This window comes from Salmonella sp. SAL04196, assembly GCF_046550835.1.
In the GTDB taxonomy this organism is placed as follows: domain Bacteria; phylum Pseudomonadota; class Gammaproteobacteria; order Enterobacterales; family Enterobacteriaceae; genus Salmonella; species Salmonella enterica.
The window spans coordinates 160,987-181,314 of the sequence record NZ_JBGDXE010000001.1 but is presented as its reverse complement, the minus strand read 5'-3'; the positions used below and the strand labels follow the sequence as shown (position 1 = coordinate 181,314).

General features: G+C 44.1%; 18 protein-coding genes. 7 read left to right on the top strand and 11 right to left on the bottom strand.

The window, feature by feature from the left end:
* The first annotated feature begins 33 nt into the window (after nt 1–33).
* Genes hisD through hisIE form a run of 7 tightly spaced genes read left to right on the top strand, consistent with a single transcriptional unit; the run spans nt 34 to nt 6,168 of the window.
* Entirely contained in the window at nt 34–1,338 is a 1,305-nt protein-coding gene (hisD, locus tag ACLJPE_RS00815) for a histidinol dehydrogenase (RefSeq protein WP_039513998.1), read from the top strand.
* Nucleotides 1,335–2,414 (top strand): histidinol-phosphate transaminase, encoded by a 1,080-nt coding sequence (hisC, locus tag ACLJPE_RS00810; RefSeq protein WP_000102710.1) that lies wholly within the window; start codon nt 1,335–1,337, stop codon nt 2,412–2,414. Before hisD ends, hisC begins: the two co-directional genes overlap by 4 nt.
* A complete protein-coding gene (hisB, locus tag ACLJPE_RS00805) occupies nt 2,411–3,478 on the top strand; it encodes a bifunctional histidinol-phosphatase/imidazoleglycerol-phosphate dehydratase HisB (RefSeq protein ID WP_001629766.1) in 1,068 nt (355 codons plus the stop codon). Before hisC ends, hisB begins: the two co-directional genes overlap by 4 nt.
* The gene (gene hisH / locus ACLJPE_RS00800; RefSeq protein WP_001103591.1) at nt 3,478–4,068 is read left to right on the top strand and encodes an imidazole glycerol phosphate synthase subunit HisH; all 591 of its coding nucleotides are present in this window, start codon (nt 3,478–3,480) and stop codon (nt 4,066–4,068) included. Before hisB ends, hisH begins: the two co-directional genes overlap by 1 nt.
* Nucleotides 4,068–4,805, top strand: a complete 738-nt coding sequence (gene hisA / locus ACLJPE_RS00795; RefSeq protein ID WP_000586409.1) for a 1-(5-phosphoribosyl)-5-[(5-phosphoribosylamino)methylideneamino]imidazole-4-carboxamide isomerase — start codon at nt 4,068–4,070, stop codon at nt 4,803–4,805. Before hisH ends, hisA begins: the two co-directional genes overlap by 1 nt.
* Nucleotides 4,787–5,563, top strand: a complete 777-nt coding sequence (hisF, locus tag ACLJPE_RS00790) for an imidazole glycerol phosphate synthase subunit HisF (RefSeq protein ID WP_000880125.1) — start codon at nt 4,787–4,789, stop codon at nt 5,561–5,563. Before hisA ends, hisF begins: the two co-directional genes overlap by 19 nt.
* On the top strand, nt 5,557–6,168 hold the full coding sequence (hisIE, locus tag ACLJPE_RS00785; RefSeq protein ID WP_000954846.1) for a bifunctional phosphoribosyl-AMP cyclohydrolase/phosphoribosyl-ATP diphosphatase HisIE: 612 nt from the start codon (nt 5,557–5,559) through the stop codon (nt 6,166–6,168). The genes hisF and hisIE overlap by 7 nt, the downstream gene beginning before the upstream one ends.
* Before the next feature lie 81 nt (nt 6,169–6,249).
* Here the strand turns inward: hisIE and wzzB are convergent, their stop codons facing one another.
* The 11 genes from wzzB to rfbJ all read right to left on the bottom strand — a co-directional run bounded on the left by wzzB (nt 6,250) and on the right by rfbJ (nt 20,314).
* Complete coding sequence (gene wzzB / locus ACLJPE_RS00780) at nt 6,250–7,233, bottom strand: LPS O-antigen chain length determinant protein WzzB (protein ID WP_000215265.1); 984 nt, start codon at nt 7,231–7,233, stop codon at nt 6,250–6,252.
* Between the two features lie 142 nt (nt 7,234–7,375).
* Complete coding sequence (gene ugd, locus ACLJPE_RS00775; RefSeq protein WP_000704825.1) at nt 7,376–8,542, bottom strand: UDP-glucose 6-dehydrogenase; 1,167 nt, start codon at nt 8,540–8,542, stop codon at nt 7,376–7,378.
* Nucleotides 8,543–8,777: 235 nt separating this feature from the next.
* Nucleotides 8,778–10,184 carry an NADP-dependent phosphogluconate dehydrogenase gene (gndA, locus tag ACLJPE_RS00770; RefSeq protein WP_000043533.1) on the bottom strand — a complete coding sequence of 469 codons (1,407 nt, stop codon included), beginning with the start codon at nt 10,182–10,184 and terminating at the stop codon, nt 8,778–8,780.
* A gap of 163 nt (nt 10,185–10,347) precedes the next feature.
* The gene (locus tag ACLJPE_RS00765) at nt 10,348–11,778 is read right to left on the bottom strand and encodes an undecaprenyl-phosphate galactose phosphotransferase (protein ID WP_000368703.1); all 1,431 of its coding nucleotides are present in this window, start codon (nt 11,776–11,778) and stop codon (nt 10,348–10,350) included.
* 71 nt (nt 11,779–11,849) lie between these two features.
* The gene (rfbK, locus tag ACLJPE_RS00760; protein ID WP_023233209.1) at nt 11,850–13,283 is read right to left on the bottom strand and encodes an O-antigen biosynthesis phosphomannomutase RfbK; all 1,434 of its coding nucleotides are present in this window, start codon (nt 13,281–13,283) and stop codon (nt 11,850–11,852) included.
* Complete coding sequence (locus ACLJPE_RS00755; protein WP_001528486.1) at nt 13,270–14,709, bottom strand: mannose-1-phosphate guanylyltransferase/mannose-6-phosphate isomerase; 1,440 nt, start codon at nt 14,707–14,709, stop codon at nt 13,270–13,272. Before ACLJPE_RS00755 ends, rfbK begins: the two co-directional genes overlap by 14 nt.
* Nucleotides 14,710–15,654 (bottom strand): O antigen biosynthesis rhamnosyltransferase RfbN, encoded by a 945-nt coding sequence (rfbN, locus tag ACLJPE_RS00750; protein ID WP_023233208.1) that lies wholly within the window; start codon nt 15,652–15,654, stop codon nt 14,710–14,712. It abuts the gene before it with no gap.
* Nucleotides 15,655–16,716, bottom strand: a complete 1,062-nt coding sequence (locus ACLJPE_RS00745) for a glycosyltransferase family 4 protein (protein ID WP_001528395.1) — start codon at nt 16,714–16,716, stop codon at nt 15,655–15,657.
* Between the two features lie 318 nt (nt 16,717–17,034).
* Nucleotides 17,035–18,036: an abequosyltransferase RfbV gene (rfbV, locus tag ACLJPE_RS00740; RefSeq protein WP_000908622.1), complete on the bottom strand. Its 1,002-nt coding sequence runs from the start codon at nt 18,034–18,036 to the stop codon at nt 17,035–17,037.
* A gap of 4 nt (nt 18,037–18,040) precedes the next feature.
* Entirely contained in the window at nt 18,041–19,333 is a 1,293-nt protein-coding gene (locus tag ACLJPE_RS00735; protein ID WP_024148572.1) for an MATE family efflux transporter, read from the bottom strand.
* A gap of 81 nt (nt 19,334–19,414) precedes the next feature.
* Complete coding sequence (gene rfbJ, locus ACLJPE_RS00730; protein ID WP_023233206.1) at nt 19,415–20,314, bottom strand: CDP-abequose synthase; 900 nt, start codon at nt 20,312–20,314, stop codon at nt 19,415–19,417.
* Nucleotides 20,315–20,328: the final 14 nt, after the last annotated feature.

Here is a 20,328-nt window from a genome sequence, read left to right as displayed (position 1 = left end):
GATAAGGCGGAACCCTGTGATGGAGTAAAGACCATGAGCTTCAATACCCTGATTGACTGGAACAGCTGTAGCCCTGAACAGCAGCGTGCGCTGCTGACGCGTCCGGCGATTTCCGCCTCTGACAGTATTACCCGGACGGTCAGCGATATTCTGGATAATGTAAAAACGCGCGGTGACGATGCCCTGCGTGAATACAGCGCTAAATTTGATAAAACAGAAGTGACAGCGCTACGCGTCACCCCTGAAGAGATCGCCGCCGCCGGCGCGCGTCTGAGCGACGAATTAAAACAGGCGATGGCCGCTGCCGTCAAAAATATTGAAACGTTCCATTCCGCGCAGACGCTACCGCCTGTAGATGTGGAAACCCAGCCAGGCGTGCGTTGCCAGCAGGTTACGCGTCCCGTCACGTCTGTCGGTCTGTATATTCCCGGCGGCTCGGCTCCGCTCTTCTCAACGGTGCTGATGCTGGCGACGCCGGCGCGCATTGCGGGATGTCAGAACGTAGTTCTGTGCTCGCCGCCGCCCATCGCTGATGAAATCCTCTATGCGGCGCAACTGTGTGGCGTGCAGGAAATCTTTAACGTCGGCGGCGCGCAGGCGATTGCCGCTCTGGCCTTCGGCAGCGAGTCCGTACCGAAAGTGGATAAAATTTTTGGCCCCGGCAACGCCTTTGTAACCGAAGCCAAGCGTCAGGTCAGCCAACGCCTCGACGGCGCGGCTATCGATATGCCTGCCGGGCCGTCTGAAGTACTGGTGATCGCCGACAGCGGCGCAACACCGGATTTCGTCGCGTCTGACCTACTCTCCCAGGCAGAACACGGTCCGGATTCGCAGGTGATCCTGCTGACGCCTGATGCTGACATTGCCCGCAAGGTGGCGGAGGCGGTAGAACGTCAACTGGCGGAACTGCCGCGCGCGGACACCGCCCGGCAGGCCCTGAGCGCCAGTCGTCTGATTGTGACCAAAGATTTAGCGCAGTGCGTCGCCATCTCTAATCAGTATGGGCCGGAACACTTAATTATCCAGACGCGCAATGCGCGCGATTTGGTGGATGCGATTACCAGCGCAGGCTCGGTATTTCTCGGCGACTGGTCGCCGGAATCCGCCGGTGATTACGCTTCCGGAACCAACCATGTTTTACCGACCTATGGCTATACTGCTACCTGTTCCAGCCTTGGGTTAGCGGATTTCCAGAAACGGATGACCGTTCAGGAACTGTCGAAAGCGGGCTTTTCCACTCTGGCATCAACCATTGAAACATTGGCGGCGGCAGAACGTCTGACCGCCCATAAAAATGCCGTGACCCTGCGCGTAAACGCCCTCAAGGAGCAAGCATGAGCACTGAAAACACTCTCAGCGTCGCTGACTTAGCCCGTGAAAATGTCCGCAACCTGGTACCGTATCAGTCCGCCCGCCGTCTGGGCGGTAACGGCGATGTCTGGCTGAACGCGAATGAATTCCCGACAGCGGTGGAGTTTCAGCTCACCCAACAAACGCTTAACCGCTACCCGGAATGCCAGCCAAAGGCCGTGATTGAAAACTACGCGCAATATGCTGGCGTAAAGCCGGAGCAGGTGCTGGTCAGCCGCGGCGCGGATGAAGGGATCGAGCTGGTGATCCGCGCCTTCTGCGAACCGGGGAAAGACGCCATTCTCTACTGTCCGCCCACTTACGGAATGTACAGCGTCAGCGCCGAAACTATTGGCGTAGAGCGCCGGACGGTTCCCGCGCTTGAAAACTGGCAGCTGGATCTACAGGGGATTTCCGACAACCTTGACGGCGCAAAAGTGGTGTTCGTTTGTAGCCCCAATAATCCTACCGGGCAACTTATCAACCCGCAGGATCTGCGCACGCTGCTGGAGTTGACACGCGGTAAAGCGATAGTCGTCGCCGACGAAGCTTATATTGAGTTTTGCCCACAGGCCACGCTGACAGGCTGGCTGGTTGAATATCCTCATCTGGTTATCCTGCGCACATTGTCGAAAGCTTTTGCGCTGGCGGGTCTGCGCTGCGGCTTTACTCTGGCTAATGAAGAGGTGATCAACCTGCTGTTAAAAGTGATCGCCCCTTATCCGCTTTCTACGCCAGTGGCGGATATCGCCGCCCAGGCGCTGAGCCCGCAGGGAATAAACGCAATGCGCGATCGCGTGGCGCAGACAGTGCAGGAACGTCAGTATCTGGTGAATGCCCTGCAACAGACCGCCTGCGTAGAACACGTCTTTGACTCTGAAACCAACTATATTCTGGCGCGATTTACTGCCTCCAGCAGCGTGTTTAAATCCTTATGGGATCAGGGCATTATCTTACGCGATCAGAATAAACAACCTTCTTTAAGCGGCTGCCTGCGGATTACGGTCGGCACCCGCCAGGAAAACCAGCGCGTCATTGACGCCTTACGTGCGGAGCCAGTATGAGTCAGAAGTATCTTTTCATCGACCGGGACGGAACCTTGATTTCCGAACCGCCAAGCGATTTTCAGGTAGACCGCTTTGATAAACTGGCCTTTGAGCCAGAGGTGATTCCCGTATTGCTGAAGCTGCAAAAAGCCGGTTTTAAGCTGGTGATGATCACTAACCAGGATGGACTTGGCACGCAAAGCTTCCCGCAGGCGGACTTCGACGGACCGCACAATCTGATGATGCAGATTTTCACTTCTCAGGGCGTATGCTTTGATGAGGTGCTGATCTGCCCTCACCTGCCCGCAGACGATTGCGAGTGCCGCAAGCCCAAAGTGAAGCTGGTGGAGCGTTATCTTGCGGAACAAGCGATGGATAGCGCCAACAGCTATGTGATCGGCGATCGTGCGACCGATATCCAGCTCGCTGATAATATGGGCATTACTGGTTTACGCTATCACCGTGAAACGCTGAACTGGACGATGATTGGCGAACAGCTAACGAAACGCGATCGCTATGCGCATGTGGTCCGCAACACCAAAGAGACACAGATTGATGTCAGCGTCTGGCTGGATCGCGAAGGCAACAGCAAGATTAATACCGGCGTCGGCTTCTTTGACCATATGCTCGATCAAATCGCCACCCACGGCGGCTTTCGCATGGAGATTACCGTTAAGGGCGATCTCTATATCGACGATCACCACACGGTAGAAGATACCGGACTGGCGCTCGGTGAGGCATTAAAACTGGCACTCGGCGACAAGCGCGGTATCTGCCGTTTTGGCTTTGTACTGCCGATGGATGAATGTCTGGCGCGCTGCGCGCTGGATATTTCCGGTCGTCCGCATCTGGAATATAAAGCTGAATTTACCTACCAGCGTGTGGGCGATTTGAGCACAGAGATGATTGAACACTTTTTCCGCTCACTCTCTTACACGATGGGCGTCACTCTGCATCTCAAGACTAAGGGTAAGAACGATCACCACCGTGTCGAAAGTTTGTTTAAAGCCTTTGGTCGAACGCTACGCCAGGCTATTCGCGTGGAGGGCGATACATTACCGTCCTCGAAAGGAGTGCTGTGATGAACGTCGTCATCCTTGACACCGGCTGCGCCAATTTAAGCTCGGTAAAATCCGCCGTGGCGCGCCACGGTTATACCCCGGTGGTCAGCCGCGAAGCGGAAATCGTATTACGCGCTGACAAACTCTTTCTACCCGGCGTCGGCACGGCGCAGGCCGCTATGGATCAACTGCGCGAACGTGAACTGATCGACTTAATTAAAGCGTGTACTCAGCCGGTACTGGGTATCTGCTTAGGGATGCAACTGCTGGGTCGTCGCAGCGAAGAGACGCGCGGCGTGGATCTGCTGAACATTATCGAACAAGACGTGCCGAAAATGACCGACTTTGGTCTGCCGCTGCCGCACATGGGCTGGAATCGTGTGTATCCGCAGGCGGGCAACCGACTGTTTCAGGGCATCGAAGATGGCGCCTATTTTTACTTTGTTCACAGCTACGCGATGCCGGTCAACCCGTGGACTATCGCCCAGTGCAATTACGGCGAGCCATTCACCGCGGCGGTACAGAAAGATAATTTCTTCGGCGTACAGTTCCACCCGGAACGTTCTGGCGCGGCGGGCGCTCAGTTGCTGAAAAACTTCCTGGAGATGTAATGATTATTCCGGCATTAGATTTAATTGACGGCACCGTGGTGCGTCTCCATCAGGGCGACTACGCCCGCCAGCGGGATTACGGTAACGATCCCCTGCCCCGTTTGCAGGATTACGCCGCCCAGGGCGCCGGGGTGCTGCATCTGGTAGATCTGACCGGCGCTAAAGATCCGGCGAAGCGACAGATACCGCTGATTAAAACCCTGGTCGCGGGCGTGAACGTGCCTGTTCAGGTCGGCGGCGGCGTGCGTACCGAAGAAGACGTTGCGGCATTACTGAAAGCTGGCGTTGCCCGTGTGGTCATCGGTTCAACGGCGGTGAAATCCCCTGACGTGGTGAAAGGCTGGTTTGAACGTTTTGGCGCGCAGGCGCTGGTGCTGGCGCTGGACGTTCGCATAGACGAACACGGCACCAAGCAGGTGGCGGTTAGCGGCTGGCAGGAAAATTCCGGCGTCTCGCTGGAACAACTGGTGGAGACCTATCTCCCTGTCGGCCTGAAACATGTACTGTGTACCGATATTTCTCGCGACGGCACGCTGGCGGGCTCTAACGTGTCGCTGTACGAAGAAGTATGCGCCAGATATCCGCAGATCGCCTTTCAATCCTCCGGCGGTATTGGCGATATCGATGATATTGCCGCCCTGCGCGGCACCGGCGTGCGCGGCGTGATTGTCGGGCGCGCGCTGTTAGAAGGGAAATTTACCGTTAAGGAGGCCATCCAATGCTGGCAAAACGTATAATTCCGTGTCTGGATGTTCGTGATGGTCAGGTGGTGAAAGGCGTACAGTTTCGCAACCATGAGATCATTGGCGATATCGTTCCGCTGGCCAAACGCTATGCCGACGAAGGCGCGGACGAACTGGTGTTCTATGACATTACCGCCTCCAGCGATGGCCGCGTAGTCGATAAAAGCTGGGTGGCGCGCGTTGCCGAGGTGATCGACATTCCGTTTTGTGTAGCGGGCGGTATCCGGTCAATTGACGACGCCGCCAAAATTCTTTCTTTCGGGGCGGATAAGATCTCTATCAACTCCCCGGCGCTGGCTGACCCAACGCTGATTACCCGTCTGGCTGACCGTTTTGGCGTACAGTGCATTGTCGTCGGGATTGATACCTGGTTTGACGACGCCACGGGGAAATATCATGTTAACCAGTATACCGGCGATGAAAACCGTACCCGCGTGACGCAGTGGGAGACGCTGGATTGGGTGCAAGAGGTACAACAGCGCGGCGCGGGGGAAATCGTCCTGAATATGATGAACCAGGACGGTGTGCGTAACGGTTACGATCTGACGCAGTTGAAAAAAGTCCGTGACGTTTGCCGCGTGCCGCTGATCGCCTCCGGCGGCGCGGGCACGATGGAACACTTTCTTGAGGCATTCCGTGATGCCGATGTCGACGGCGCGCTTGCCGCCTCCGTTTTTCATAAGCAAATCATCAATATTGGCGAATTAAAAGCGTACCTGGCAGGCCAGGGCGTGGAGATCAGGATATGTTAACAGAGCAACAACGCCGCGAGCTGGACTGGGAAAAAACCGATGGCCTGATGCCAGCCATCGTGCAACATGCGGTATCCGGCGAAGTATTGATGCTGGGCTATATGAACCCACAAGCGCTGGACAAAACCATTGAATCCGGCCATGTCACGTTCTTCTCACGCACGAAACAGCGTTTATGGACCAAAGGCGAAACCTCAGGCCATGTGCTGAATGTCGTCAGCATTGCGCCAGATTGCGACAACGATACACTGCTGGTGCTGGCAAACCCTGTCGGGCCGACCTGCCACAAAGGTACCAGCAGTTGCTTTGGCGACGCCAGCCATCAGTGGTTATTCCTGTATCAACTGGAGCAGCTACTGGCAGAGCGCAAAACCGCCGATCCGGCCAGCTCTTACACGGCGAAACTGTACGCCAGCGGTACTAAACGTATTGCGCAAAAAGTTGGCGAAGAAGGTGTAGAAACCGCGCTGGCGGCCACCGTCAATGATCGTTTTGAATTAACCAATGAAGCGTCTGATTTGATGTACCACCTGCTGGTGCTGTTGCAGGATCAGGATCTCAACCTCACCACCGTGATCGACAATCTTCGTAAGCGTCATCAATAAGCATAAAAAAACCGGGCAATGCCCGGTTTTTTAGTGAGAAATTTAACCTTTCGAAGCCAACCCACCATCCGGCAAAGAAGCTTACAAGGCTTTTGGCTTATAGCTACGTAGCGCATTGCGCCCTAGCACAATCCCGGCGCCGATCATCCCGCCCAGCAACACTGCCAGCACGAGGGTAATGGCTTTTTTCGGGCTATCGCGACGGACCGGCAGCGTCGGCTTCATCACATAACGATAGACGTGCACCGTATCGGCAGTCACTTTCAGATTTTTAATGTCCAGCAGTGTCTGCTTCGTCTGGTAATAGGCCGGAGAAAAGACCAGTGGACGCGTCGCTTCGTTCTGTATCATCGATTTCAGCGCATCGCTGCCCAGCAGGAACATCGTGTCCTGGGTAACATCCTGGGTTTGCTGAATCTGCGGCTGCGTGATTTTGGCCTCATCCGCATAACGCAACGCTTCTTCGATTTGCTTAATACGCAGATCTTTTTGTTCCTGCGCCACAACTTCCTGCGTCTCAAGAGACTCCTGCAACGTTTTGGTTTGCAGCGTGATGTTATCTTTCAGGTCAACTTCCAGTTCCTTAGCGACCTCTTCATCCACCTGTTGGATATATTCCGCCAGCCGACGCTGCGCCCCTTCAGCGGTAGTACTCACATAAGAAACCGAGAGTGGCAGCGCCTGCCCCTTTACCGACTGTTCAATGGTGAGCTTTTCCCGCTCTTTCTGATTATCCAGCGCTTCCGATAATGCGGAAAACGCAGAGCTAAAGCGGCTTATAAAATTCGCCTGCACTTCAGAGATTTTGGGAGCATTCCCGCCATACAAGACGTTGAGCGCGTTGGTATAGGTGGCAACCTGCGCGGCATCAGGTTGGGTAATAATCGCCGTGGATGTCCATTTTTCTTTGGCTATCATCAGGTAGCCTACGGCCAGCAAAATGGCGATAACAACGGCTACAATAATGGTCATCTTCCCACGCCATAACTGTAGCAATAACTCAATCAAATCAATCTGTTCCGGATCGTTCCCACGCCCGGAAGACGTATTACTATCCACTGTCATAGATACCCTAACTAAAAAAAGGATGAAGCTGGAGACAGTGTAGTCATAAAGCAAATATATGCCATAGGATTAATGATAAAAATCAGACATTATTTCCATTTGGTCAATAAATCATCGGGACTCATCAGCCCCGATTGCCTTATTAATCACTACCGAAAAGATCGCGGGTATACACTTTTTCAGCAACATCCAAAAGCTCTGCCGCCATCCTGTTGGAAATAATGACATCCGCCTGCTGTTTAAAGCAGTGCAAATCACGTTCAAGACGTGAGTTAAAGAAAGTATCTTCTTCCATTACCGGCTCATAGATGATGACCTCTACGCCTTTCGCTTTAATGCGCTTCATAATCCCCTGAATCGATGAGGCGCGGAAGTTATCGGAGCCACTCTTCATAATCAGGCGATAAATGCCCACCACTTTAGGCTTTCTGGCGAGGATAGCGTCGGCAATAAAATCTTTACGCGTACGGTTTGCTTCAACGATAGCGGAGATAATATTATTAGGCACCGACTGATAATTAGCCAGCAACTGTTTGGTATCTTTTGGCAAACAATATCCGCCATAACCAAAAGAGGGATTATTATAATGATTGCCAATACGCGGATCGAGGCACACCCCTTCAATAATTTGTCGGGTATTTAATCCTAACGTTTCAGCATAGCTGTCTAATTCATTAAAATAAGCGACTCGCATAGCGAGATAAGTATTGGCGAAAAGTTTAATGGCTTCCGCTTCAGTGGAGTCCGTAAACAGCGTCGGAATCTCCTGTTTAATAGCGCCTTCCTGGAGTAATGCGGCAAATTCTCTGGCGCGCTCAGACTGTTCCCCAATCACGATACGGGAGGGATAAAGGTTATCGTAAAGGGCTTTACCTTCACGTAAAAACTCCGGAGAGAAAATGATATTTTCTGTCGCAAACTTCTGACGCATTGCCGCCGTGAAGCCAACCGGCACCGTAGACTTAATAATCATCACGGCTGCGGGGTTGATGCTGATCACATCCTGAATGACCGATTCCACACTGGACGTATTAAAATAGTTGGTTTTGGGATCGTAATCCGTAGGCGTAGCAATGATGACGTAATCTGCATTCTGGTACGCATCAAACTTATCCAGCGTTGCCCTGAATCTGATGTTATCTTCCTTTAAAAATTGCTGAATTTCTTTATCAACAATCGGAGATATCCGATCATTTAACAGTTCAACACGGGAAGGAACAATGTCTAACGCCACCACATCATGATGTTGTGCAATAAGCAAACCATTAGACAAGCCAACATAACCCGTCCCGGATATCGTGATTTTCATTATTCGCTCTCAGAATTAACTTAATTATGAATCATGATGTATTTCGCATCCTGATAAGATATTAAAGTTTTAACGCCTGAGTATATAAAGTGCAACGCAGACGAAAACAATTCAGATTATCTTCATTACGATAAACACAGATTATTAAGTTAATATTAAGTAAAAGCGATAAATCAATAAGAATAGAGATAAAAAAAGCCCGGTATTAAACCGGGCTTAAACATTTTTGCAGAAATTATTCCAACCATTCGGTATGGAAAACACCTTCTTTATCAGTACGTTTATAGGTGTGCGCACCAAAGTAGTCACGCTGCGCCTGAATTAAGTTAGCTGGCAGTACTGCGGCGCGATAGCTGTCATAGTAGGCAACTGCCGCAGAGAATGTCGGCACTGGAATGCCGTTCTGCACCGCGTAAGCCACGACATCACGCAGCGCCTGCTGGTACTCATCAGCAATTTTCTTGAAGTAAGGCGCTAACAGCAAATTGGCAATACCAGCGTTTTCTGCGTAAGCATCGGTGATTTTCTGCAGGAACTGAGCGCGAATGATACAACCCGCACGGAAAATCTTAGCAATCTCGCCGTAGTTGAGATCCCAGTGATATTCATCAGACGCGGCGCGTAGCTGCGAGAAGCCCTGCGCATAGGAGACGATCTTGCCAAGATACAGCGCGCGACGCACTTTCTCGATAAATTCCGCTTTGTCGCCTGCCGGTTGCGCTTTCGGCCCGGAGAGCACTTTAGATGCGGCAACACGTTGCGCTTTCAACGAAGAGATGTAACGCGCAAAGACAGATTCGGTAATCAGCGACAGCGGTTCGCCCAGATCCAGCGCGCTCTGGCTGGTCCATTTACCGGTCCCTTTGTTGGCGGCTTCATCAAGAATGACATCCACCAGGTAATTACCGTCTTCATCTTTTTTAGTGAAGATGTCTTTAGTGATGTCGATCAGATAACTGCTCAGCTCGCCGTTATTCCACTCAGTAAAAGTGTTCGCCAACTCTTCATTGCTGAGGTTCAGGCCGCCTTTCAGCAGGGAGTAAGCTTCAGCGATAAGCTGCATATCGCCATATTCAATACCATTGTGGACCATCTTGACGTAGTGACCCGCACCATCGGCGCCGATATAGGTCACGCACGGTTCGCCATCTTCCGCCACAGCAGCAATCTTCGTCAGGATCGGCGCCACCAGTTCATAGGCATCTTTCTGACCGCCAGGCATGATAGATGGCCCTTTCAGCGCGCCCTCTTCACCACCGGAAACACCGGTACCGATAAAGTTAAAACCTTCCGCAGACAGCTCGCGATTGCGACGGATTGTGTCCTGGAAGAAGGTGTTACCGCCATCAATAATGATATCGCCTTTTTCCAGATACGGTTTCAGCGAATCGATAGCAGCATCAGTACCTGCGCCCGCTTTCACCATTAACAGGATACGACGAGGCGTTTCGAGGGATTCAACAAACTCTTTCACCGTGTAATAAGGCACCAGCTTTTTGCCGGGATTCTCGGCAATCACTTCTTCGGTCTTTTCACGGGAGCGGTTGAAAACGGATACGGTATAACCACGGCTTTCGATGTTGAGCGCGAGATTGCGCCCCATCACTGCCATACCGACGACGCCGATCTGTTGCTTGGACATTACATACTCCTGTCAGGTGTGGAAACCCTGCCACAAACGGTCATGGCAGGTTAAAGGTGAATAGTATGTTAACTCAAAGGTATGATATTAAGGTAGCGATTGATGTGTTCAGATTTTACGCAGGCTATTTTATACAATTATTATTCAGTACTTCTCGTTAAGCTTAATACGCACCATCTCGCCGTAAAACAACTTTCGCTGTTTTAAACAGAATGGCAATATCATTCCAAAGCGTCCAGTTTTTAACATACCAGGAATCAAAATAAACACGGGTGTCATAATCAACATCATTACGCCCACTCACTTGCCATAGACCTGTCATGCCCGGCTTTGCCATCAAATAATAATCAACATCATCACAATAACGCTCCAGTTCATCCGAAACGATAGGTCGTGGCCCAACCAGGCTCATATCACCTTTTAGTACATTAAAAAGTTGTGGCAACTCATCAAGGCTAGTTTTACGTATAAATCGACCTACAGCTGTGATTCGAGGATCATTTTTCAGTTTAAAATCTTTTTCCCATTCAGCCCTGGCAATAGGATCGTTAGCCAAAAGTTCTTTTAGTACCTCTTGAGAATTCATAACCATAGAACGAAATTTGTAGCATGGAAAAAGTTTTCCATGCCGACCTACTCGCTGATGACCATAAATAGCCGGACCACCATCTCGAGTAACTTTATACCACAGATAAATCATAAGTGGTGATGCAATTATAAGAATCATTATTGAACAAACAATATCAAATGTCCGTTTGAGAAAACGGGACGACCTTTTAGCCAAGTTATTTTGTATCCTTAATAACATAACTTCATGGCTAAAGATAAAAGACATATCAGTATTATATAATGGCAATCCTCTAAACGAGGGGACTACAGTAACAGAACGACAATGATGTTTTGAAAGTTCACGTAGCCAAAAATGTGTTTTCTCCAACTCGGTGTATTCATAAGCAAGGATATAATGGACATCACCTGTACGATTTAAATCCCAAATAATCTCAGTATCCTTTATCACCGGCAACATATTTATTTCAGCATCTGACGCATCCGTATCAAAAAAAGCGATAACATCAAACCCCATCATCTCCTCACTTTGCAGCGCAGAATATGCACCACGAGCATTCTGTCCGCTCCCCAGGATGATAGTTTTTTTCTTCCAGATACCTAGCTTGTTCAATAAATGCTTTGTAAGTGCGCGAAAAAAAGGCACCAGGATTATAGCAAAAGTCCAACAAAACACCCAGACATAGCGTGAAAACTGCCATTTTGTAAACGCTATCAGAGCCAAATCAAATATAGCAAAAATAACGATCGTACGAAAAATTTCTTTTAACTCATACCAAAATGGCTTGCGGTATGTATAATGTCGCAAACGAATCCAAAACCAACCGACACATACTACTGACAAAATAAAATGTGTAATAACTCTTGTATCTAATTGGTCTTGAGGAATAAATCGCTGTACTTGATCAAAAATAAAATAGACACATCCTAATGAAAACCATAAGGCTAAATTAAAAAAAATCAAATCCGATATAGCCAAAAAAATTTTACATAGCTGTGGATTATACTTATTATCAATATTATCCATTTAATCCTCACCCTCTGACCGTGCATAATGTAAATAAAATAGGCATATTAAGTAAATAACATTCAATTCTTTTACGGCAAGCATCGTTTTTTAATACTAGCAAGCGTTGTATTTACAAGTTCCTGAGCTCTATTTAATAAATTAGCTTCTGCATAGCAGCGTAACTCAGGTGCATTACCAGAAGCGCGCAAATGCACAATACATCCATCACGTAAGGTAATTCGCATACCATCTGTCATATCTGTAGAAATTGCACCTTCATTCTCCAAGCCAATATAGCTTAAGAGGTTGCTCAGATTTTCTCTGCCCATACTAATTAAGGATTGACTTTTATCAGTCGTAATCCCCTGCAATCTGTCAGAATGGGTGTAACGAGTTGGGAGTTCATTGACTAAAGCGCTAATGCTGGTATTCCTACTTTTGTAAAGCAGCATTATTGCTGGTAATACAGCATCACGAGTTGGTAAGGCATGAAGATTCTGCTCGTTAATACAGATGTCGCTTCCTAATAAAAAACCACCATTGGCTTCAAAGCCGACAATACGACTATAACTCCGCGATAATTCATTAAAAGCTTCGATAACATAAGGCGATCCAATTTTCGTAAGCTTAACATGTTTAAAAAAGCGGCCAGAAGAAATTATGCTATTACAACTAACAGGAATAGCGGCGGCTTCTGCATCCAATGCAAGTGAACATAATAGACCTAATACATCGCCTCTCAACCACTCGCCTGCCTCATCAGCAATAAGAGGGCGATCACCATCCCCATCTGTTGAGAATATGGCATCTAAATCGAACTCTTTAGCCCATGAGCGTGCTTTTTCCCGATCCTCTTTGCTTACAGCCTCTGTATCTATAGGTACAAAGTTATCGCTTCTACCCAAGCTAATAACTTCAGCCCCCAATGCAATAAATAAAGGCTTATAAAGATCACGCCCAGCGCTTGAATGTTCGTAAATACCAATACGCTTATTTTTCAGGAATGGAGTAGAAAATAAAGATGTATAACGAGATATATAATTAACAGCAGCCATTTCTGAAACTATGAGTTCTTTAAGCTCTAAATGGCTACACGTATCTTCAACACTAAGGATCGCAGCCTCATCATGTTTCGTGATTTCACCATCGGGACGATAGAACTTGAGGCCGTTCCGCTCGAATGGAATATGACTTCCCGTAACCATTATCGCAGGCATATTGTCAGACATAGACTGAAAGGCCAAAGCTGGGGTTGGTACCACTCCATAAAAAATACAGTTAACGCCTTTATCCGCCAATGCAGCAGCACACGCCTGAGCCATCCCATAACTACTTGGACGATTATCTATTGCCAATGCTACGGTATCAAAGGAAAAATGTTCCTGCATAACGGCAACAAATGAAACCGTAAAAGCAGCACATACCTGAGGTGTAAAATCTTTTACAAGACCGCGAGCCCCACTCGTTCCAAACACAATACCTGATGAATGAATAACATCACGGCTATTATTAACTACGTTCATTAGTCCACTCCTTCGAAAATCCAGAACGTTGTTCTAAACGAATAATATCATCCTCACCAAGATAGGTACCTGATTGAATCTCAATTAACTTCAGGGGGATCATTCCGGGATTTTCCAGCGCGTGAATAGTATCCGGAGGAATAAATGTTGATTCATTTTCAGAAACCATATAAATCTGCTCACCCTTTGTAACACGAGCAGTCCCGGATAATACTATCCAATGCTCAGCCCGGTGGTGATGCATCTGCGCCACAAATTTCTCACCCGGCTTAACAGTGATACATCTAACGAGGTAATTTTTGCCGCTATCAATCACATTATATTTTCCCCAGGGGCGGAAAACTTCTTGATGTTGTTTATATTCGTTCCTATCATTCCGTTTTAAATAATCGACAATTTTTTTAACATCTTGTACTGTATCTTTATTAGCCACCAGTAAAGCGTCTGTTGTTTGAACAATGACAAGATTGCTTACACCAATCGCACTTATAAACATATCTTCGGAATAAATGTAATTATCATTACAAGCATGTGCGAAGATATCTCCTTTTAAAACATTTCTCTGATGATCTTTATTCGATATATCCCAAAGTGAGGACCAGGATCCCACATCCGACCAGCCAGCGCTCATTGGTATCACCACGGCATGCTGTGTGTGCTCCATAACTGCATAATCGATAGAATCACTCGGGCATGACATAAACTCTTCTTTATCAATACGAATAAAATCAAGATCGGGATTTATATGACCTACCGCCTTTTCACAAGCTTTATAAATTTCAGGTGATAAATACTTTAATTCGTTTAAATAAGAGCTTGCACGAAATAAAAACATACCGCTATTCCAGTAATATTTCCCTGATTTGAAATAGTCACCGGCGGTATCGATATCCGGTTTCTCCACAAATTCAGCCACTGCATAAGCGTCATTTCCTATCAACTCACCCCGACGAATATATCCATAACCTGTTTCAGCATGCGTTGGAACAATACCAAAAGTTACAAGCTTACCATTTGCGGCGTATTCTTCAGCACGTCTGACAGCTTTCGTAAAAGCTATATCATCCTGGATCACATGATCTGCAGCAAGAACCAACAAAAGAGGATCAACATTATCAGCATTCTGGAGCGCACAAAACGCGGCAAGAGCGATCGCTGGTGCAGTATTACGGCCTACCGGCTCGAGAATAATATTATTTGCTAACTTGTCAATTTCACGGAGTTGTTCAGCGACTAAGAAACGGTGTCTGTCATTGCAAATGACAACGGGTTCTTCTGTAGAAAGTGAAGCTAATCGCTTTATAGTATTTTGCAGCATTGATAGTTTACCTTCAACGCTTAGAAACTGCTTCGGATGATATTCGCGTGAAAGCGGCCATAAACGGCTACCTGTGCCGCCAGCCATAATTACGGGAAGAACAGACATTTATTTTATCTCTTTTGACGAAGAACACTGGATATTATTCCAATAACTCTTGTACATGCTAAAATAGCGACATGTAGACAACGGTAAAGATTGCCAATGCTTGCCTAATTTGTAACCCAGGAATTTAGCAAAAGTTGTTAATAACGCTCTTGGAATCCAGAACGGTGCATTTTTAAGCAGGAATTGAATCTCTGATTTTACGAAGCGGAAACCCTCACCACCGGCTCCGCCAAAGTCACGCTGAATCCACGGAGAACAAGCATGAAATACACCAGTATCAAAATATCGTTGAAACTCTTCTCGCGGGGTATAATTATGGGAGTGTCTTACCACCGCTTCAGCGCAGTAGGCGACCTTATAACCCGCCTGAATCATCTTAGCCGCCATAAACATATCCTCGGCAAGAATTGTATGTTCAGGAAACCCACTTAACTCTTCAAAAACGGAACGCCGATAGGCAGCAAAAGAATTGGACATAAATACAGTTTTAATACCCAATTTTTCTATATCTGCCTTACTTTTAACAATAGATTTTGAACTATAATTAAATTTTCTGGCATGCACTGCAAGAGGATTAGCATCTTTATGAGGAAGTTGTCTACCACAAACCGCTGCTATCAATGGATCTGAAAAATAATAAACTAAATTTTTAATTGCATCCGAATCCGCAAGAATTGCATCTTGCGTTAGAAAAATTATAACATCAGCGTCCAGAGTTTTTGCAACTGCTAAATTCCTGGTTCCTCCATGATTAAAATCTTTAGAGTCAATATTAAATATTGATATATTTTTCAGGTCTGAGGCTAACGGAACCGTTTCATCTTTAGAACCTGAGTCTATAACAATCAATTTATCCGGATATATAGTTTGCTGCTTAATCGCATCCAGAACATTAGGCCAAAGCGACCCTGCATTATATGTGGGAATAATTAATGTTATTTTCATTTATTTTGATTCCGCCAACCAATTGCCAACCATCTGCTTCATATTATCAAAGTCATACCGTGCGACATAGTTGTTAAATCGAGAAATTGCATCAGGCAACTGCTCTATATTTTTAATTGCACTCTGCCAGCTTTTTTCATCATCCGGATTCACATATAATGCACCATTGGTTAACACTTCATGAAATACTGGTATATCGGACACTATAACTGGAGTATTTGATGCCATCGCTTCAATAGGAGGTATACCAAAACCCTCATCAATAGATGGATAAACAAGCGCGTAGGCTTTAGAATATAAAACTTTTAATTCATTAAATGAGACTTCATGTAAAAAAGTCACTTTATCTGTTAGTTTCAGATCAACGACCATTTGTTGGAGAGACATTGCATAGTCAGTACGACCACATACAATAATTAAATTATAAGAGTCAGACCAAACTTTTTTATTTTTTATGAATGAATGAATATTTTTATGTGGCCAACTTGCTCCAACAGCTAAAAAGTAATTCTCTTTTTCTTTTTTTTGTATAAAATCAGATTTATTAACGCTGTTATAAATTACTGATATTTTCTCACTATCTACATTATAAGTTTTAGCAATGCTATCTTTAACGGTATAAGATACCGTTAAAATATGCTTACATCGCTTAACGGACATTTTTAATAAAAAGCGAAAATACACTTTCTGAATAAAACTATCTGGATAATAAAAAGGTCTTATATCATGTACGGTTATCGTTTGGTTTCTCAGTAAGGGGATAGTGTGATGCGTAGTACACACCAATTTTTTATTACCAAACTTAATTAAAACCCTCAGCGCAAGCCAGTAACTATATACATACCATACTAATGGTCTAAGTCGCGATGTTTTTGATGTGTTGCTAACAATATTCGGAACAGTAACTACTGCATAACCGAGCTTTTCAAAATAATCAGCGTGTACCTTGCTACAGATTATTGCGTCAACATCAGCTATTTCTCGCAGTGCCGTTAAAAATTTAATCGAGTATTGCCACATTCCCGTACCACTTTTACCTAAACGTGATAGGTTTACGATCATTGAATAGCTCTCCGTTTTTCCATACGCATCTTTAAAGCAATAATCATAAGGATAAATAATATTACGAAGTTTACACTAGGTGTAATTCTTAATAATAGAGTTAATGTAATACCGGCAGTAAAACGCCACAAAATAATCATAAGGAAAATATATTATTATACTAACATTCCCCGAAAAAACATCTAAGTAGTTAAGCTATCCAAATTTATTTATATATATCAAATATGATTTTTCATTAAAAAGAAAAGTCAGTAACGTAAATCTAGCTGAATCCAGAAAGGTTAAATCTACATTTAATCTCAATATAATAACTTACTACTACTTAATTATCCGTTTAGTAAAATTCTTAAGCACGGTAATATTTTTCACTGCATATGCTAGTTTCCCAAATCGAAGTACAGTATTGATCATATTTTTATTACAACCTAGCTTTGCATAAAATTCAGATAAATCTCTTTTTTCATCACTATTGCCATAACATGCCATAGCCAAAGTTGTATATAACCATGGTCTCTCTTTTAGCAAAACATTTTCAAATGCTCGTTTTAAAGATATATTTTTACTGTAAAAATCATTAGCTAATTTTAAATATGCAATAAAATCAATTAATATTCGCCTGGCCTTTCCTTTCTTCTCGAAACTATCATTATCTCCTCGGCATATTACGAGTGGTTTTGATATATAATGCAAAAGGCACCCAGGCGTATTAAATACGCTCATCATGATAAATACATGAGGATAGGAAGTGCCAATATAGGACGCATCAAAATCAATGGCATCCCATCGTTCTTTTTTTACTATTAAAGAACTTAGATAGCTAAATACACCACCAATAGATAAGCATCTACTGAGATAGATTTCCCTATCTAAATTATTATTAAACACATAAAGCTCATCATCTGTTCTGAGCCAGGAACGATGAGGATTTCTAATCTCAACTAAATCACACCCGGTCTCTTTTCTGTCACATAAATATATATCTGCTTGAGAATCGAGATAAGTTTGTAATATCGCTAACGAGTCTTTCGCAAGAGCATCATCACTGCCAAATATCCAACAATAATCCCCATTCGCAAGGGATACTGAAGCAAGAAAATTCCTATCTGGCCCAAGGTTAACGCTATTACGCCGATATATTATTGGGAAATTATAATTGTTCCTCCAAACATCAATCATTTCCTCTGTACCATCAGTAGAGGCATTATCTGATATACATATCTCAATATCTAAATTAAATTTTTCCTGATTATTTATACTATTCAACAACTCTTCAAGATATTCTTTTCTATTATAAGTTGGAATACAAAATGATATAAGCATATGATTATCCCTTATTTGCCTTAATTAAGTAAGTTAGTGGAAGCCCCCAAAAAACAGTTAAAGCAAAAGATATAATCAAGCCAAGCAGCACTCCACTGATTCCAAGCGTACTAGAAAAATACCATTGTGCTATTCCACCAATTATTGCTTGTAGTGGTACTAATATCCAAAGTATTTTTAAATAATTCATACTTTGCAATAACATTGCATAAGTGTCACACCAAACGCGAATACAGAAATATATGCCAATTAACATAAAAGATAAAATAGAAACTTGATAATTAATATCTTTGGCTATTACTGAAAATATCTGTTCTTTAAATAAATAAATAAATATTGTACATCCAACAACATATAGTGAGCCAAGCAAAATATTGACACCTATCATTTTGTTAAGTTTTTTCCATTGCTGTTTGACTCTCAATTCAGCACATATAGGCCATAATGCTTGCAAAATAGCAGTATAAATAAAAAAGACTAAACCAAAAATTTTCATCGTTACTGTATATTGGACAATATCAGCAGGAGTTAGCCTTTGAGAAATGACCATATAATCTGTTTGAAGCACCACTATCGATAATAAAGTAAAAAGAAAAAAACCTGAAGATCTACGTAAAATTTCTATATAATGAGATTTTGTTGTTTTAACATGATAAAGCTTTATGTATCTATATACAATATAGCACAATGAAATCATACCCACTGGAAGATACAGGACTATTAGTGATAATTTTATGTCAACTGAGATCCCCCTATAGTATATATATAGCAAGCCGAGCATACCTATCATATAAGATAATGCGTTTAATAGATTAGCTTTCCACCCGACCAATTCGGCAAAAAGTATTTTATAAGCAATAGCTCCGATTCCAATAGAACTGAAAACCAGACATGAGGTAAAAAAGAGCATTCTGGTTTTGTCCTGTAATATCTCATGAAAAGAAGAAAGATATTTAGCGGAAATTACCCCAGAAAAAATATAAAATAAAGCAATAAAAAAAATAATAGCTATAAAGCTTAGATGTAATGCTGATTTAATATATGCATCATAACTTTTGTTTTTGGCTCTGCATTCTGATATATAATTTTGCAGTCCTGTACCTATGCCAAAATCAACAGCGCTACACCATACTAATAAACCAGTTAACAAACTAAAGATTGCATATTTCTCTTCACCTAGTATAGAAATAAGATATGAAATACTTGCTAACTGCACCCCGGCAATTATTATTTTGGATAACCATGATGAACCTGCAACAATTAAATGACTCGGAATTTTTAACAATTGAACTTTCACTATGCAATTAAACGACTTAGTTTTTACAACATAACGCGACTAATTTGTTAACGATTTATTTATTAAAAGATCATGAAAATCTCATAACCGTTTCAGTAGTTCTTCAATTCCTTTTTTATAATCGAAATTTGGTTTCCAGCCCATTGCTTTTAAATTTTTATTATTTGCTACAGAGAACATTATTTCATTATCTCTTTGCTCTATCGCACCAAATTCAAATATACTCGATGAACCTGGCATCATAGTATTTTGCAAATAAACCAGAAAATCTTTCAAACTTACCCCAGCACCAGTTCCAACTTGATACTCAGTATATGAAGGTACTTCTTTTCTATTTTCTAATATAGTTAAATAAGCATTTACCACATCATCTACAAAAATAAAGTCTCTTATCTGTTCGCCTGTTGTACATTTCACGCAACTCTGTTTTTTATTTAAGCAGTCGATAATGTATGGAATAAATTTATTTTCACCATCCCCAGGCCCATATACATGCTCTAATCGCATGTTTACAAATGAAATGTCATGCATATTAGCATAATAATGCCCAATTTCATCAAAGTGTCTTTTAGTAATTATATAAGGCCGCATATGTTGATAATTAAAATCTTTCTTGGCAAAAAAACTATCTGTATTTAAAAAGATATCCGCCCGATATTTTATTGCCAAATCAAGAAGCTTTAATGGTTTTATAACATTTGCATCTTCAATATTTATGAGAGATGATGTTTTATGCCCATATTCTGTTGCCAAATGAATGATACCAATTAATGCAGAATCAATTGATAACTCCTCCACTAATAATTCGATATTATCCCAACAGCACCATCTAACATTAGCTAATGCATTACTATTATTTTTTATTACATCTCGAGTGATTGCGACAACTGAAATCCCCGATTTTTTTAGAGCTTCGAGTAAATGCTTACCAATAAAGCCGGAAGCCCCACTGACAATTACATATTCTTTCAAAAAGGTCATCGCAATCACCAGAT

Bases quoted from the DNA above. Each gene is read 5' to 3' on its own strand.
- rfbJ (WP_023233206.1), bottom strand. From the start codon at position 20,314: ATGACCTTTTTGAAAGAATATGTAATTGTCAGTGGGGCTTCCGGCTTT.
- ACLJPE_RS00745 (WP_001528395.1), bottom strand. From the start codon at position 16,716: ATGATCGTAAACCTATCACGTTTAGGTAAAAGTGGTACGGGAATGTGG.
- hisIE (WP_000954846.1), top strand. From the start codon at position 5,557: ATGTTAACAGAGCAACAACGCCGCGAGCTGGACTGGGAAAAAACCGAT.
- gndA (WP_000043533.1), bottom strand. From the start codon at position 10,184: ATGTCCAAGCAACAGATCGGCGTCGTCGGTATGGCAGTGATGGGGCGC.
- ACLJPE_RS00755 (WP_001528486.1), bottom strand. From the start codon at position 14,709: ATGTCTGTTCTTCCCGTAATTATGGCTGGCGGCACAGGTAGCCGTTTA.
- rfbV (WP_000908622.1), bottom strand. From the start codon at position 18,036: ATGCTTATATCATTTTGTATTCCAACTTATAATAGAAAAGAATATCTT.
- rfbN (WP_023233208.1), bottom strand. From the start codon at position 15,654: ATGAAAATAACATTAATTATTCCCACATATAATGCAGGGTCGCTTTGG.
- hisA (WP_000586409.1), top strand. From the start codon at position 4,068: ATGATTATTCCGGCATTAGATTTAATTGACGGCACCGTGGTGCGTCTC.
- rfbK (WP_023233209.1), bottom strand. From the start codon at position 13,283: ATGAACGTAGTTAATAATAGCCGTGATGTTATTCATTCATCAGGTATT.
- hisB (WP_001629766.1), top strand. From the start codon at position 2,411: ATGAGTCAGAAGTATCTTTTCATCGACCGGGACGGAACCTTGATTTCC.
- wzzB (WP_000215265.1), bottom strand. From the start codon at position 7,233: ATGACAGTGGATAGTAATACGTCTTCCGGGCGTGGGAACGATCCGGAA.
- ACLJPE_RS00765 (WP_000368703.1), bottom strand. From the start codon at position 11,778: ATGGATAATATTGATAATAAGTATAATCCACAGCTATGTAAAATTTTT.
- hisF (WP_000880125.1), top strand. From the start codon at position 4,787: ATGCTGGCAAAACGTATAATTCCGTGTCTGGATGTTCGTGATGGTCAG.
- hisD (WP_039513998.1), top strand. From the start codon at position 34: ATGAGCTTCAATACCCTGATTGACTGGAACAGCTGTAGCCCTGAACAG.
- hisH (WP_001103591.1), top strand. From the start codon at position 3,478: ATGAACGTCGTCATCCTTGACACCGGCTGCGCCAATTTAAGCTCGGTA.
- ugd (WP_000704825.1), bottom strand. From the start codon at position 8,542: ATGAAAATCACGATATCCGGGACGGGTTATGTTGGCTTGTCTAATGGT.
- hisC (WP_000102710.1), top strand. From the start codon at position 1,335: ATGAGCACTGAAAACACTCTCAGCGTCGCTGACTTAGCCCGTGAAAAT.